The 15,231-nt window shown below is 35.8% G+C and carries 14 protein-coding genes and 2 pseudogenes; 7 read left to right on the plus strand and 9 right to left on the minus strand.

Annotated features, from left to right (window positions below; all coding sequences use genetic code 11):
* From BKP57_RS01265 to mnhG, 5 genes are read left to right on the plus strand one after another with little or no spacing between them, the layout of a single operon-like run.
* On the plus strand, positions 1–339 hold the full coding sequence (locus tag BKP57_RS01265) for a Na(+)/H(+) antiporter subunit C (protein ID WP_050353137.1): 339 nt from the start codon (positions 1–3) through the stop codon (positions 337–339).
* Positions 332–1,813, plus strand: coding sequence for a Na+/H+ antiporter subunit D (locus BKP57_RS01270; RefSeq protein ID WP_050353138.1), 1,482 nt, complete (start codon positions 332–334; stop codon positions 1,811–1,813). Before BKP57_RS01265 ends, BKP57_RS01270 begins: the two co-directional genes overlap by 8 nt.
* Before the next feature lie 6 nt (positions 1,814–1,819).
* Positions 1,820–2,296, plus strand: a complete 477-nt coding sequence (locus BKP57_RS01275) for a Na+/H+ antiporter subunit E (RefSeq protein WP_050353139.1) — start codon at positions 1,820–1,822, stop codon at positions 2,294–2,296.
* Positions 2,293–2,604, plus strand: a complete 312-nt coding sequence (locus tag BKP57_RS01280) for a Na(+)/H(+) antiporter subunit F1 (RefSeq protein ID WP_050353140.1) — start codon at positions 2,293–2,295, stop codon at positions 2,602–2,604. Before BKP57_RS01275 ends, BKP57_RS01280 begins: the two co-directional genes overlap by 4 nt.
* Positions 2,585–2,962 carry a monovalent cation/H(+) antiporter subunit G gene (gene mnhG / locus BKP57_RS01285; protein WP_050353141.1) on the plus strand — a complete coding sequence of 126 codons (378 nt, stop codon included), beginning with the start codon at positions 2,585–2,587 and terminating at the stop codon, positions 2,960–2,962. The genes BKP57_RS01280 and mnhG overlap by 20 nt, the downstream gene beginning before the upstream one ends.
* Before the next feature lie 115 nt (positions 2,963–3,077).
* On the opposite strand, the gene BKP57_RS01290 is transcribed toward mnhG, so the two are convergent.
* The 3 genes from BKP57_RS01290 to murQ form a co-directional block, all read right to left on the minus strand.
* Complete coding sequence (locus BKP57_RS01290; protein ID WP_072740892.1) at positions 3,078–4,148, minus strand: DUF871 domain-containing protein; 1,071 nt, start codon at positions 4,146–4,148, stop codon at positions 3,078–3,080.
* A gap of 81 nt (positions 4,149–4,229) precedes the next feature.
* Complete coding sequence (locus BKP57_RS01295; protein WP_072740893.1) at positions 4,230–5,609, minus strand: PTS transporter subunit EIIC; 1,380 nt, start codon at positions 5,607–5,609, stop codon at positions 4,230–4,232.
* Positions 5,606–6,511, minus strand: a complete 906-nt coding sequence (gene murQ / locus BKP57_RS01300; RefSeq protein ID WP_050353144.1) for an N-acetylmuramic acid 6-phosphate etherase — start codon at positions 6,509–6,511, stop codon at positions 5,606–5,608. The genes BKP57_RS01295 and murQ overlap by 4 nt, the downstream gene beginning before the upstream one ends.
* A gap of 700 nt (positions 6,512–7,211) precedes the next feature.
* On the opposite strand from murQ, the gene sigK reads away from it, so the two are divergent.
* Positions 7,212–7,916 (plus strand): RNA polymerase sporulation sigma factor SigK, encoded by a 705-nt coding sequence (gene sigK / locus BKP57_RS01305; RefSeq protein ID WP_072740894.1) that lies wholly within the window; start codon positions 7,212–7,214, stop codon positions 7,914–7,916.
* 829 nt (positions 7,917–8,745) lie between these two features.
* Here the strand turns inward: sigK and BKP57_RS01310 are convergent.
* The 4 genes and pseudogenes from BKP57_RS01310 to BKP57_RS22395 form a co-directional block, all read right to left on the minus strand.
* Positions 8,746–9,081: a hypothetical protein gene (locus tag BKP57_RS01310; protein WP_050353145.1), complete on the minus strand. Its 336-nt coding sequence runs from the start codon at positions 9,079–9,081 to the stop codon at positions 8,746–8,748.
* Positions 9,082–9,101: 20 nt separating this feature from the next.
* Positions 9,102–11,174, minus strand: coding sequence for a T7SS effector LXG polymorphic toxin (locus BKP57_RS21560; protein WP_050353146.1), 2,073 nt, complete (start codon positions 11,172–11,174; stop codon positions 9,102–9,104).
* Between the two features lie 661 nt (positions 11,175–11,835).
* Positions 11,836–12,201: pseudogene (locus tag BKP57_RS01325) on the minus strand (sigma-70 family RNA polymerase sigma factor); the annotation flags it as partial.
* Between the two features lie 315 nt (positions 12,202–12,516).
* Positions 12,517–12,669, minus strand: a complete 153-nt coding sequence (locus tag BKP57_RS22395) for a hypothetical protein (protein WP_169770805.1) — start codon at positions 12,667–12,669, stop codon at positions 12,517–12,519.
* A 171-nt stretch (positions 12,670–12,840) separates the two neighbouring features.
* Between BKP57_RS22395 and BKP57_RS01330 the strand changes: the two genes are divergently transcribed.
* Positions 12,841–13,104 (plus strand): hypothetical protein, encoded by a 264-nt coding sequence (locus BKP57_RS01330; protein ID WP_050353147.1) that lies wholly within the window; start codon positions 12,841–12,843, stop codon positions 13,102–13,104.
* Between the two features lie 989 nt (positions 13,105–14,093).
* On the opposite strand, the pseudogene BKP57_RS22625 reads toward BKP57_RS01330, so the two are convergent.
* Both BKP57_RS22625 and BKP57_RS01340 read right to left on the minus strand, forming a co-directional pair.
* Positions 14,094–14,624 (minus strand): annotated as a pseudogene (locus tag BKP57_RS22625) (peptidoglycan recognition protein family protein); the annotation flags it as partial.
* A gap of 1 nt (position 14,625) precedes the next feature.
* Positions 14,626–14,853, minus strand: a complete 228-nt coding sequence (locus BKP57_RS01340) for a phage holin (protein WP_050353148.1) — start codon at positions 14,851–14,853, stop codon at positions 14,626–14,628.
* Positions 14,854–15,231 lie beyond the last annotated feature (378 nt).

A 15,231-nucleotide genomic window follows, 5' to 3' on the forward strand; every position in this document is an offset into this window, starting at 1 on the left:
ATGGAAATAATAACGTCTATATTAGCAGGTATATTGTTTGCTACTGCAATTTACAATATGCTGCAAAAACAATTGCTACGAATTGTTATAGGTACTGCATTACTTTCACATGGTGCTCACATTCTCATTTTTACAATGGGAAGATTAAAAACTGGTCAGCCACCTATCTTGATTGACGGAATCGAAAGCTATACTGATCCATTGCCTCAGGCTTTAATTCTGACGTCTATTGTGATTAGTTTTGGTGTAACCAGTTTACTCTTAGTATTAGCTTACAGATCCACACAAGAAAATGGAACGGACAATATGGAACAATTGAGGGGTAACGAAAATGAGTAATTTAGCAATACTGCCAATCATCATCCCATTAATAGCAGCTATCGTTCTTATTTTTTTCAATAAGAGTGTTCACATCTCCAGAGCGTTGGCGAAGCTGTTTTCCATTATTAGCTTGGGAACAGCGGGATACATCACCTGGTATGTACTTGAACATGGTTCCGTTATCTTGGAAACAGGAGACTGGATTGCTCCTTACGGGATCGTTTTAGTCATGGATGGCTTAGCTGCAATATTAGTGTTAACAACAAATGTTATTACAACTGCATGTGCCTTTTATGCACCACACGCTGGTTTAGAAAAAAGGGAACGTTTTTACTTCTATCCATTTTTCTTTTTCCTTATCACGGGCGTTTCCGGTGCATTTATAACAGGTGATTTGTTTAACCTGTTTGTATTCTTTGAGGTACTACTAATGGCTTCCTATGGGCTAATTGTATTAGGAGGCGGAAAGGTTCAGTTAAGAGAATCACTTAAATACTTGTTAATTAATCTATTTTCATCCATGCTGTTTGTTACGACCGTTGCCTTTTTATATGCAGTTGTTGGTACCGTCAATATGGCGCAAATTGCTGAGCGGGTTCAAGAAGTGGAACAGCAGGGTATTATTACAACGATTGGGATTTTACTGTTCTTTGTTTTTGCGACAAAGGCAGCATTATTTCCGCTCTACTACTGGTTACCGAAGTCATATATCGTCCCTAACCCTGTTATTTCTGCTTTGTTCGGTGCTCTATTGACTAAAGTAGGGATTTACTCTATTTTACGAGTATTTTCACTCATATTTGTCCACCGAACAGATTTAACCCATGAAATGTTTATCTGGATAGCAGGCTTATCGATGATATTCGGAGTAATTGGGGCATTGTCTACGTCAAATATTAAACTGATCATCGCTTATAACATCATTCCAGCCATTGGATTTATACTATTAGGAATTGGTGTTTTGAATGAATCTGGAATTAGTGGTTCTATTTATTATCTTGTTAACGATATGATTATTAAAACAGCGCTGTTTTTATTAGTCGGAATTATCTCTTATGTGGCCGGAACCTCTGATTTACGCAAAATGGGCGGGCTTATTCATTACTACCCATCATTAGGGTGGCTGTTGTTTTTATCAGCTGCAGTTTTAGCTGGACTCCCTCCCTTCAGTGGATTTATAGGCAAGTTGTTATTGCTTAAGGGAGCTTTTGAGCAAGGGGAAATAGCCATCGTTATTATTGGCTTATTAACCAGTCTGCTCATCCTTTATTCTATTGTTAAAATATTTATAAACGGCTTCTGGGGCGATAAAGAAACAATGGGGAACATAGAAAAGAAGCCGATCAAAGGCTTGTTGACACCAGTTGCGGCCCTATTAGCTCTAGCTGTTTTGCTAGGAGTAGGAGCAGAATTATTTTATCCGAGTATCGAGTCTATAGCAGCTTATTTACTTGATCCGGAAATCTATATCGATTCTGTGCTAAAGGAGTAATGAATAATGGCTTTTCAGATCGTAATTAACTTAATTATCGCCTTTATGTGGATGTTCTTAGGAGAGTCCTATTCTGTTTCAAGCTTCATTGCTGGATATATATTGGGTATACTGCTTTTATTTCTATTACGCCGGTTTATACCTGACACGTTTTATTTACGACGGGTTATAAAAATTATAAGTTTAATTTTACTATTTATTAAAGAGCTGATTTCTTCTAATATTGAAATTGTCAAGCTCGTTTACACACCAAAACCCGATTTTGAACCAGGTATATTTACGTTACCAACTGAACTTAAGAGTAACTGGGAAATTACGTTGCTTGCAAATTTAATTACCTTGACTCCAGGAACATTATCCGTTGCTGTCTCTCGTGATAATACAAAATTGTTCATTCATGCAATGGATATTAATGATAGCGATGAGTCCATTCAGTCTATTAAAAATACGTTTGAAAAAGCGATCATGGAGGTGACAAGATGACGAATATATTAACAGCAACTGACAATATATTACAGATAACTCTCATGATCTCATTTATTGGCATAGCACTATCACTAGCTCTCTTGCTATACCGAGTCATTACAGGTCCTACGCAACCTGAACGAGCTGTTGCACTTGATGCAATTGGCATTAATTTAATGGGGCTTGCAGGTCTTATGTCTATCTATTTGGTAACTACAAAACTAAATGACGTCATTTTGCTCATTGGAATTCTTGCATTTCTCTCAACGCTTGCAATTGCAAAATACCTAGAAAAGGGTGTTATCATTGATAGAGACGTGGATTAACATTGTTTTAAATCTTTTAGTTGCGTTATTTGTTTTAGCAGGTACATTCTTTATACTGTCTGCGTCTATTGGCGTTGTTCGTTTTCCAGATGTATATACAAAATTACATGCTGCGACAAAAGCTTCTACGTTAGGGATTGCTTTTATCCTTATTGGAGCTTTTACGTATTTGTACTTAGAGCATTCTATTGTTAGTGGGAAGTTACTATTAGCAATTGTATTTATCATGTTAACTGCTCCAGTCGGTGCTCACATGATGGGTAGAGCTGCACATACATCTGGGGTAAAACCGTATTTAAAAAACCGTAATGATGAATATGAACATGCTGTAAAAGTATATAAGAAAAAAAATCAATAATGTAACATTGATTTAAAGTTTAGAAAAAAGCAATGCTACCTTTAAAAGGACAACATTGCTTTTTTCTTGTATAAATATGTTGGCGTTGGAAAAAGAGTTTTAATCTATTACAACACTAAACCCATTGAATTGTAAACTTTTGCCCACCCACTATCCACCTTAATAACATTAACTCCTCAGGAACTACTCTTCCAATCACATTTACACGCTTATCTTTCGGTAAATCTCTAGTTGTTATTTGTATTTCTCCTTGATATCGCTTATAGCGCTGATTATCAATCGTAATCGAGCCTGCTGGTCGTTCTCTACAGTTTGCAGCGGGGATTTGTAATGCTCCCACGGAAGCGTAATGTCTGGATTCAACCGAACGGATACAATCACGTGCACGATCAACCCGATTAGTATGAGTCCCCTTAACTAGGTTTAACTCTGTTTGCGATACTTCTGTACCCGGTACAGCATGGAGAAGAATTTCATTTCTTTGATAAGCAGAAAACTGCTCTAATACCTTCGAACTAACCCCGCTATCCCCTATTAGAATTTTATCCACCATACCTTTGTTGACAAGATCCAAATATGCGACAAAGGGGGAAACGGATCGGTGTGCTTCTAATGTCGGAAGTGTTTCGTAAAGTGGCCCTCTTAATTCATCATCGCCAGGAATAAACGCCATGATGGACAACCCAGCTTCTTTTAACCACTTATTTTGATTGATAAAATCTCCCCATCCTAAACCAGTTTCTGGACGTGGGTAATAATTATGCCACGCTTCAACCGAAGAAATGTCCAATCCTTTTAATATTAAATTATCTAAAAAAGCAGGAGTTAGTGTACTAGCATTTAATGCAATTTTCATTTGTTTCGATAAACGTACAATGATATCTTCATCAATACCGTAGTCTACACGTAAGCCCGTTAACCCCCAATTTAATAACTCGGAAGCTGTTTCCCAATCAAATCCCAAAGCAGATAGAGAAGTTGGAGAGATATCGGCCACAAGCTCCATGTTCAATTCTCTTGCCAGCTTCGCTAATGCTTGCAGTTGATTTTTATATTTAGTCGGATCATCTTCGGGGATATGTAGGGATGTAAAAATAGAATGAAAACCGTTTGCTTTCATTTTCTTTAAATAAGCTACTTGTTCTTCTAAATTTTGCATTCCAATGTATACGGAGATACCTAGCATGAATACCACCCTTTTTCGTTTTGCTGCTCACCAAGGGAAATTGGTAGCACCATTTCCCTTGGTAAAAGACCTGTAGACTATTTATATATCTTTAGCCATACTTTCATTAAAACCAAACAGATACGTCAAGATAAATCCACCAGCATAAGATATAACCAAACCTAAAAAGTACATTATATATTTTCCATCATCAATAAGTGGAATTAGTGATAAACCGGAGACACCGATACCTTTAGCCGCTGTTTGCATTATTGCTTGAAAACCACCTCCCATTGCTGCCCCTAGACAGGCTGTAATAAATGGTCGTCCTAAAGGTAAAGTCACTCCATAAAGCAGCGGTTCGCCAATGCCTAAAAACCCTACTGGTAAACCACCTTTAATAATATTTTGTAAGCGTTTATTTTTTGTTTTTACATAAATGGCAATTGCAGCTCCAACTTGCCCAGCTCCAGCCATAGCTAGTATGGTAAGTAGAGCTGTATTGTCAAAAGTATTTATGAGTTCTAAATGAATAGGAGTTAATCCATGGTGCAATCCAACCATAACTAATGGAAGGAAGAAGCCAGCTAAAACTGCCCCAGCAATAAATCCACCCATGTCAATTAGTGTGGTTAACCCTTCTGTTATACCATCAGATATGACACCAGCTACTGGCATGATTGCATATAAAGAAGCGAAACCTACAATTAAAACGGTAATCAATGGAGTAAAAATGATATCCACTGCTGCTGGGATTATTTTTCGAACTCGTTTTTCTAAAAAGCTCATTAACCAGGCTGCAAAAATTACTCCAAATAACCCTCCACGACCTGAAACTAACGCCTCACCATAAATCGTAATATTCTCAAGCAACGGATTAAACAAAAACATTCCGGCGATCGCACCTAATACAGGTGTGCCACCAAATTCCTTTGCCGTATTCCAACCAACAAGCACTGCTAAATAGGTAAAGATAGCGCCTCCGAAGAGAAGTAAAATTTGCATTAAGGTTGTTTCAGGATCAGCACCTGCGTTTTTGGCGAAGTTGGCTCCTCCATTGATAATCCCTGAGGCAACCAAGCCAGGGATTAATGGTATAAAGATGTTTCCTAAGCGACGTAGAAAATTTTTGAACGGCGTTTTATTTTTTTGCTTTATTTGTTGTTTTTCAAGCGCTGCTCTTTCTTCAAACGTTAAATGATCTTTATCCGGTCCCTGTTCTTCTCCGATTCCTAATCCTGTTATTTGACTTAATTGCTCAGCAACACGATTAACTGTTCCCGGTCCAATCACAACTTGTAGAGTTTCATCAACGACGACCCCCATGACACCGCTTACATTTTTTAGAGCATCCAAATCTGCTTTACTATCGTCTTTGAGCTTAAGTCTCAATCGAGTCATACAGTGACTTATTTGTTGAATATTCTCTGCTCCGCCTATGAAGCTAAAAATATCCTGCGCCATTTTCGCTTCCTTTTTCATTCCGCATCCTCCTCTTTATTTAGCGCTTTTCTAACAAAACCATCCGCCTGGAGAATCCTTTTATGTGCTTCGTCATAGGAGCATTGTAATAAAATCATTACAATTGCAATTTTTACATTATTATTTGAGCGCTGTAAATAATCTTCTGCTATATCTGTACTAACCCCTGTCGCATCCATAATAATGCGATTTGATCTGTCTACCAATTTTTTATTCGTTGCTTTTAAATCGACCATTAGGTTTTGGTAGACTTTCCCGATTCCAATCATTGCAGCTGTAGAAATCATATTTAATACCATCTTTTGTGCAGATCCAGCTTTTAACCTTGTGGAACCGGTAAGCACCTCTGGACCTGTTTCCAATTCAATTGCAACATTTGCATATTTGTTCATGATCGCCCCCTTGTTACAAGCAATACTAACCGTATGTGCTTTTATTTTATTTGCATATTTTAAAGCCCCTATAACATAAGGCGTTCTCCCACTAGCCGCAATTCCAATCACCGTATCCGCTTCTGTGATGTCCATCTTCTGTAAATCTTTTTCACCTTGCAGAGCATCATCTTCTACTCCTTCAACTGCTTGTAAAAAGGCTTTATCACCACCCGCAATAATTCCTTGAACCATTTCTGGTGACACACCAAAAGTGGGCACACACTCTACAGCATCTAGGACACCTAGTCTCCCGCTAGTACCAGCACCAATATATACTAATCTTCCACCTTTTTGAAAAGAATCAATAACGAGATAAATCGTTTTTTCTATTACTGAAAGTTGCGTTTCTATGACGTTAGCAATTTTCTTATCTTCTTGATTCATGATTGTTACAACATCCTTAATGGACATTGCATCGATATTGTAAGTGTTTTCATTTCTGGATTCAGTAGTTAGTTTTTCCAACATATATTTGTCCCTTCCTTCTGTTCTTATTGTATCACTTAATGAAATATAATGACAATAAAAAACATAATAATATGAAATCAAATTTCGAATTCTGGAATTATTTCATAATTTTATTACTAATTGCTTGCTTATTAACTACGGTATAAACTCTACAGGCTGTCTACAATAATTAACTAAACTATCCGAGATGTTGTAATACTACTAACATGCATCCCTTTTCCCAAATCGATATTACAAGACGATGTCGAGAGTTTGTCTATTGCCTCAACCTCTTCTGCGTTTTACTAACTCTTTGGTGGTTATATTAGAATAATTTCAAGGTAGCTCCATATATGGAGTAACTTTTCTCTATTAATGGAAATGAACATTTCCTTGTTGTATCCTTCTAAGCAGCTCTTCTGCCATAGCAACACTCTTCTTATTTTATGCAATATACTCCTGTTTTATCATCATCTTACTAAGGAAATGAATTGGTTTTTCAAACTCATAAGATGATAAATATATAGGATTAGATTTTTGAAATAGTTCTTGCATTATTTAACTGTCATTAGCAATAACAATGTTAATTAAGGCGAGTTTATCTAAAAGCAATCATATGAATTTAACAGAATTAACGTCGGACAGACACTTTATTCCTTTGATACACATAGAATTAACGTATGGGCTATTAACCATTGTGTACATCAAGGAGGAGATAAATTTGTCCGGCATTTTAAGTGCACTCGCTTTACTTATTAAAGAAGCGATGTTCTTTGTATCTTATGTAAAAAATCACGCTTTTCCCCAGCCTTTACCACCCGATGAAGAAAAAAAATATATCCAACAAATGCAGGACGGAAGCGAGACAGCACGCAATAAATTAATTGAACATAATCTCCGGCTCGTGGCACATATTGTTAAGAAATTTGAAAATACTGGTGAAGATGCCGAAGACCTTATTTCCATTGGAACCATCGGCTTAATTAAAGGCGTTGAAAGCTATTCCTCTGGAAAAGGAACAAAACTTGCTACTTATGCAGCTCGATGTATAGAGAATGAAATATTAATGCATTTACGTGCATTAAAGAAAGTTAAAAAGGATGTTTCGCTTCACGATCCAATTGGTCAAGATAAAGAAGGAAATGAGATTAGCCTGATTGATATTTTAGAAGCAGAAAACCAAAATATAATTGAATTTATTCAGTTAAATATGGAGATCGAAAAGATGGAAGATTACTTTGCGATTTTAGATAAGCGCGAGCGTGAAGTAATTGTTTATCGGTATGGCTTAAACGATGAAAAAGAATTAACACAACGAGAAATTGCCAAAAAATTAAACATATCAAGAAGTTACGTTTCCCGAATTGAAAAACGAGCTTTAATGAAAGTATTTCATGAATATTACAGAAAAGAACATAGAAAGTAAAAAGAAAAAGGAGCTTAGGTTGCTGTTTAGCTCCTTTTTCATTTGGAATAAAAATAATGGCTCTATCCTAAATGTTGGGGTTCCACACAATTTGACATAGATCCAAAATAATAAATACTAATAAATTAAGTTACCACACGGGTCAGATTTTCCAGATGGTTGATTATCACCACCAATTACTTTTTCGTAATGCTGTCATTTCTCGTGATTGTTTTGGCGTGTAACTCCAGACGTAGGTTTATTTTTATGCTACAACTCTATTCCATTTTGCCGATCCGTTTAATATCCAAATTTATATTATAGCTTATTTCGTTTTTTTACGATGTAAACGAATTAAGGGGATTTTTGGTATATTATTACTATGTTACTAAAGCTAAAATCACAGCTCTGTCAAAAACTTAAACTTATCCACTACCTACTTCAAACAATGGTTCCATAGTTCCTAAGCATATAGCATTGCCTGCTGGGTCCTCCAATTGGAATAAAACCTACCGGTAACCTTCTCTCCATTGTATCTATAAAAACCAGCCAGATTATCATACATATCACTGATTCAAAATACATTCAATCTGTTCTGTTGATAATCTTTAAGTGCACTTTCACTATCATTTTGCTTAACCTTATAAATATCTTTTTTTTGTTTTTCTTTTTTAAATCACTACTTCCTCTAATCACTGATCGTGATAACCTACGATTACAACAAGGTACTCCATTATGGCACAGCCATCATGAGTTATCTTTTTCGTCAAACAAATCATATTACATGCAACAAAGCACTTGTCGCCTAATATGCAATCAAGTGCTTAGGTTACTAAATCTTATAATATTATCAATCTTCGAGTATCTCTGCTATTCTCTCTTTCCATATTAACATCAAATCTAAAAATTCCTCAGTTTCTATTGTACTCTCAAAGGGTTCATCAATCCGATAATGGTGCTCAGCTATTGTTACATTTTTCTTTATATTTACACTTGTAGCGTTCAACATGATTTCAAAGTCTTCATATTCTCCTTCTAAAACCTTCTTAACGTATCCAATATACTCATCCACTTCTTCTTTTGTTGAAATATCCTCCAAAACATCCGAGAAAACACTTATTTTTTCCGGTAGTATTATTCTTGTGATACCAAATGGATCTTTTTTAAATTCATATGAATATCTCATATTATTTATCACCTTCTATGCTATTTACGATATAAAGGATAGGCTGTAGCTATTGAACCGTCCTTATTCAAGAACATTTCTATTTTAATTCCTGATGAAGTGTCACCTATATACTTATTAGAACCTATCTGTTTTTTATTTTGATAGGCTTCATCAATAGCTTTTAACACATCTACACGATTCCATTCCCTCGGAAAGAAACTAGATTTGGCTACTTTTCTCTTTCCATCAATTTCAACTTTGGCTTCATAAACCCCATTTTTATCAGGTGCTTTCTCGGTTCCAGGAATAATCTTTCCACCCATCATACTTTCATGATGATATCCAACCGCTTTCCCGCGTCTATTAATTTCACCATGATAAATGTGTTTTATCGTTCCCGTATTATATTTACCCGTACCCTTAACCCTCTCAACTGTATGCTGTTGATACCCATTATCATTAGGGTTAGCCTTATAGATGCCTTTTTCGATTTTAAGATTGTTGTTATTCTTTTTTAAATCACTACTTCCCTTACTCACTGTATAGTGATAGCTGCCTGTCGTATCACTAACTACATTGACTTTAGGTATTTTAGTTCTCATCCATTCCTTTATATTCAACATCGTAGGAATTTTTAGAGAGGACCTTGTATACGTATTATTTTTAGAAATTACTTCTCCAACGTCGTTTTGGTCCGCAAACTTACTACCAGATTTTGGCTTAGAAAGGAACGACTTTGTACCAACAACCGTTGAAAACAAACCAAAACTAGATAACCAATGTTCTTTGGAATACGTTTCTTCAGGACTTATTGTCCCATGCATCATGTCTACTCCACCAACAGTAAGCCAGTTAACAAAGTCTTTTGGTGTATTCAACATATTTTCTGCCCGGACCTGAAGACCTTTTGAAAAGTCCTGTCCCGTATTCAATGCACCAAAAGTAATATAATTTCCGAAATCATAAAAAGAGTCGAATTTAGCTTCATTTCTATCCTCTGCTGCTTTTAATACATCCGAACCTATCTCTTGAAACGCTTGAGCAGACTTTTGAAATGCATTTTGCCTCCGATCATCTGGAATTGATGATACCAATTCGTACGTCACGGAACCATCAGATTCTTTAAACTCACGGACTTTTCTGCCGTCAATTAGCGTATAGTATACACCATGCCATTCTTTCTTATAATCCGAGATCTTTACTTTAGAAACCACTTGGTGCTCAATGGTAGAAAATTCTCCTGTAGTTAAACGGTCACCTGATGCTGCCGTAGCTGCATGTATAGCTCGGTAGCTATAATCCATCGTTTTCGAGTCAAAGCGTTTCTGTAAATAGCTGATTAACATTTTTGCTGCTGGTAAGTGCTGGGATAATAGAAACTTGCCAGCCTCACCAAGTATAACCTCTAATTCAAGAGCGTTTCTCGCAGCTTTTGTCTTAATACCGCGTATAAGTGCTTTATGGAACTTTTGATCGTCTAGCTGTCTGGCTTGGTAACTACCAATACGTATCTTCCCATTGTTTCCTAACTCACGGATTTGACTAATATAATTCTTCATCATGCGAATATCTTGGTGAATGGGTTCTAGCTTAGCTGTATTGTGGAGGTCAAAAGCGTGGAGCTTCTCTATCGTCTGACGGTTCATCTTTTTCGCATGCTGTACTTTATCTAGGAATTCCCCATCGTCTATATCGCAAATGTTAACAATATCTTTAACCGAGTGAAGAACGGCATTTGCCTCATCCGTTAACGCCATGGTAATCTGTTCCATTCGCTCAAAACTTCGTTGCACATCTTGAGAAAGAAAATCCTCACGAATAACCCCATCTTTGTTTGGTTCCATGTCTTGAACCGACTTTTTCATTTCCTGTAAAGTATTGGAGTAATTCGTAATAAAACCTTCTAGGAACAACAGAAACGGCATGTGCACCTCTTGATAGAAGGTTCGAATAGAATGAGCCGTTTTCCCTTTAAACGCATCCTCCAAAGCTATAATGCCCTCTATGCTTTTCTGGATGTTATTTACTTGTGTATGTACTTGTTCCAGCTGCGATATGGTTTTGTCAATATAGCTATGAAGGTCGCTTACATAAAGCGCCTTAATGAACATCTCCTCCCATCCCCATTGGTAATCATTTCAATGTAACCCCTTTAGTGCATTATACTAAAATTACGGAATATATGGAATTGCTTGTGGAAAAATAATGAAATACCGACTTTCCAAAACTCATTTCGATTATTGGGTAAGGGTTTTGCATTATATGACGAATGAATATTAAAGAGTGTGATTTTATATGCAATGCGGAATTTGCGGATTAAAGTTTAAACCAATTGATCACGTCTACGTTTGAAGTAGACAGTGGATAAGTTTAATTTTTTGACAAAGCTGTGATTTTAGCTTTAGTAACATAGTAATAATATACCAAAAATCCCTTAATTCGTTTACATCGTAAAAAAACGAAATAAGCTATAATGTAAATTTGGATATTAAACGGATCGGCAAAATGGAATAGAGTTGCAGCATAAAAATAAACCTACGTATGGAGTTACACGCCAAAACAATCACGAGAAATGACAGCCATACGAAAAAGTAATTGGTGGTGATAATCAACCATATGGAAAATCTGACCCGTGTGGTAACTTAATTTATTAGTATTTATTATTTTGGATCTATGTCAAATTGTGTGGAACCCCAACATTTAGGATAGAGCCATTATTTTTATTCCAAATGAAAAAAGGAGCTAAACAGCAACCTAAGCTCCTTTTTCTTTTTACCTTCTATGTTCTTTTCTGTAATATTCATGAAATACTTTCATTAAAGCTCGTTTTTCAATTCGGGAAACGTAACTTCTTGATATGTTTAATTTTTTGGCAATTTCTCGTTGCGTTAATTCTTTTTCATCGTTTAAACCATACCGATAAACAATTACTTCACGCTCACTCTTATCTAAAATTGCAAAGTAATCTTCCATCTTTTCGATCTCCATATTTAACTGAATAAATTCAATTATATTCTGGTTTTCTGCTTCTAAAATATCAATCAGTCTAATCTCATTTCCTTCTTTATCTTGACCAATTGGATCGTGAAGCGAAACATCCTTTTTAACTTTCTTTCATGCACGTAAATGCATTAATATCATTCTCTATAACAAGAAGACAGAGCGAAAGTGGATTTGTTGTAGGGACATGATTTATTGTTTGGAAGACTTAAGCGCGCTCAATTTATAAATTAGATTTTATTATTAAACACTCTGCTTTAAAACAACACCCTTCTGTTTTGTTCATTCGTCCCTTTGTGCTTCAACCACTTATAATAACCAGCACAGGAAACCTCTGTTAATTCCACAACCTACTTAGACAATTCATTAGTCTAATTACTAACAGTAACATGAAAGACTGTGCGTCCTCTAAAAATTGACTACTATATAGGTACACTACAGTTCACTTGTGCTCTATTGATTATCTTCATTATTGTTCTCTTGTTGTTGTTCTGATGGTTCTTCTGTTGGGTCTGGTTCATCTCCATCAACACCATTACATCCAAATAAGAATCCAAAAGATAAAACAGCAGCCAGAAGCCCTAAATGATATCTTTTTGATTTCATCTTCATTCTCCTTTCTATATTTTACAATTAGCATTACCAATTTTTTAATTTATACTAATACAAAGTAGCAAAATGGAAAATTGTTTCAGCATAAAATTATCGAAATAAACAATCCTAATACTGTTTAACTTACTAAAAAAATAATGCAAAATAAAAAGGATGGTGATTCTAATGAACAACAATAGAAATATGATGACTTCATTATTGACAATAGGCGCAGCTGGAGCGGTTATTTATGGCGTTACAAGAGGAATACGAAATGGAACATTTCAACAGTGGCAACAAAATATTTCTAATGCAATGAATAATTCACAGGTCCAACAATTAATGCAGCCTTTAAATAACCTCACAAATAACCAGGGTACGCAACCATTAACGTCTAACTCACAAAGCCAAACAAACAGCGGACAGCAATCAAATAATTACGCACTTTAGTTAGAGTAAAGGATGGATAATATTTTTTAACCATCCTTTGTCTCAGATTAACCTCGAAAAAGAAAAACACTTTTCTGGGTACGTGATTTGTCGATTGTAGTTATTCTTGTCCTGGTCAAGCTGCAAAGCCTACTGTGTTCACATTAACATCCTGCAGAAACAAACGATATGGTTATCTCCTATTAGGCTTTTTTGTACTACATTAAACATTTAAAACAGGAGTGTTCCGACATCTTACAATTTACAGATTACTTCTTTTTGGTTTGAGTTGTTTGTTCAATACTTTTTATTTATTTTACATCATCCTTATACACCCATGAATAAAGTTGTTTAAGCAACACACGATCGTCATCTACCTGTTGAATAGTGTATGGCTTATTTTTATATCTCGACGGTATGCGCTCACCAGTTACGTAATTAGTTGCGGATGATTTTAGTTTGACACGCTGTCCGATATTAAATAATTTTGTCATACTGGAACTACTGGACTTAACAGCTACATCCGATTTGTGTACCCATGAGTATATCTCTTTAAGCAGTACTTTACTAGACTCTACCTGTTGCACCGTGTAAGTTTTCCCTTTTTTTCTTTGAGGTATTTTTTCTCCAGTCACATAACGGTCAGCCGACTTACTCAAATACACTTTCTCGCCAACACTAAAAGATCTATTGTCGGATGGTTTAGCAGCTGTGCTATCATTTTCAACGCTAACAAACCTAGGATGGGCAGTAATATAATATATATCACCTTTGCTGTTTTTCACTCGGTACATTGGCGACCCGTTTACCAAAAGCTTATTATCTATAGCCCAACCATGGCCAGGTTTAAAAGTACCACTTGGATTGTCCCACCTTGGGCTATCATAATAGTTTACATCAGTATGATAAGTGTTTTCCACACGCTTTCCTTTTAGATCAGTGCCTACAACTCTTACGCCTTGTGGTTTAGAAGGCTTAGAGGGTCTAGGTGCTTGTCCGCTGTCAGCGCTCCATTTCAGGTAGTATTCATAAACGTCTGCAATAAATTCAGCCCATGAAACGCCGTTAGGCTCTAACCAACTTTGTGGATCAGTTCTACGACTAGGATCTAACGTTTTATGGGCCACAATATCTTTTTTAGGATTCAGTCCAAACTTTTTACATAAATAAGCATGGTACCAAACATAACGATCATAAGCTTTGTTAAAATCTCCAGTACGACAAAGCTCTATCCCAATTGCAATATCATTTGCGTCGTCACCATACAACTGATTATCTTTTGGCGTTCTATATTGAACGTGCCATGCCTTTTCATGGAGTGGAATGATTTCTAAAATCTTTGTATCATCAATAAACGTATGAGCAGATGCTTCAGATGTTACGCTTTGAAAATAATTATAGTGCGCATCAGCATTTGCATTATTGTTAGCTGTTTCGTGTGCAACTAGAAACTGCACACCTAGATTTTTCAGTCTAGGTCTTGCATTTTTATTAGTAATATACCGGCGTTCAATTGAATATTGAGCTTTTATTTTAAACATATTATTTCATTCCTTTATCTTTCAAAAATTGTTCATTTTGCTGGGCTTTTTTAGTAACAGGATTGTCTTTCCACCAAGCCCATACAGCTATAACTACAGTTACTATCGCCGACACACCTTGATAAATTTCTTCTTCCGAAAACGGTATTGGGTTCCACCCCATTGTTATCAATGCTTGGTTTACAAGTAATATTGCCAATACTACTAACCTTACAATAGCTTGCTTCATATAATCCCTCCTTAATAAAAGATATTAAAAAAACGACTTGCCCGTTTGGACTAGTCGTTTAACTAAGTTTTACTAGAAAGAACTGCTTCATGAAAAACATCTAAAAAAAGAGAATATAGGAAGACTCAACGCTTTATAACAACACACTTGTAAACAACAATTAACATCAAATTAACCTAGTATGATTACTAGTTGCTGGTATAACTAAATAAGGTATAAAATAAACATGCGTATAGTGGTTTTTGTTTTATATCAACTTTTTCGTTTATTTGGTAGAATACAGGTATAGCTTTCAATGCACGGCATTATATGGTTATAAGAAAAAGCAATAGGAGATTTTGTAGTTCGATATTACCACACTTCGTCCTTGTGAATTGC

The sequence above is a fragment of the Virgibacillus sp. 6R genome, from assembly GCF_001895305.1.
Classification (GTDB): Bacteria; Bacillota; Bacilli; order Bacillales; family Amphibacillaceae; genus Virgibacillus; species Virgibacillus pantothenticus.